This window comes from Burkholderia sp. AU32262 (genome assembly GCF_020419985.1).
In the GTDB taxonomy this organism is placed as follows: domain Bacteria; phylum Pseudomonadota; class Gammaproteobacteria; order Burkholderiales; family Burkholderiaceae; genus Burkholderia; species Burkholderia semiarida.
In genome coordinates this window covers 1-595 of sequence record NZ_JAIZRS010000085.1, presented here as the reverse complement: position 1 = coordinate 595, position 595 = coordinate 1, and the positions used below count along the sequence as shown (strand labels likewise).

Below are 595 nucleotides of genomic sequence, written 5' to 3'. Positions count from 1 at the left end.
GCGCGTACGTGGTGCCGCTATTCTGAATTCCGCCGGTAGCCGACAGTGCGAGATTGCCGCTCGCCGTGGTCTTGCCCGTGAGCACGAGCCGACCGTTCGATTGCAGCGTCAGGTCACCGGCCTGCGCAGCGATCGTACCGGCGTTGGCGACCCCGACACCGAACTCGTTGGACGCCAGGAAGATCCGATTACTATACATACCGCCTAACTGGCTCACGTCGATCGCGACCGACGGAGCCGGGCCGTCGCCGGCGATCGGCGTCGCGGCAAGCGTGTCATGGTTGACCTGGGCCGCGCCGGCGATCACGTTCAGGTTCTTCGCGTAAACCGCCGCGTTCACCTGTACCGCGCGAGCAATAAGGTCCACCTGATCGGTACCGGTTGCGTTCAGGCCGGCGCCCGAGACGGTCACGAGCCCGCGGTTAACGTTGTAACCGGCGAGCGAACCATCGGCGCCGTAGTACGGCACGCCCGTTGTGAGGGTTGCGCGACTGGTGTTGATGAAGGACGCGCCATCAAGATAAATGCCCGACGGATTCGCGAGGACGAGCTCCGCCCGGGAGCCGGCGATCTCCAAAGCGCCACGAATTTGGGA

The 595-nt window shown here is 64.5% G+C and carries 1 protein-coding gene; it reads right to left on the bottom strand.

The annotated features are described in order from the left end of the window. On the bottom strand, positions 1-595 hold a 595-nt coding region (locus LGN10_RS33425), incomplete at both ends, for a filamentous hemagglutinin N-terminal domain-containing protein (RefSeq protein WP_226226301.1).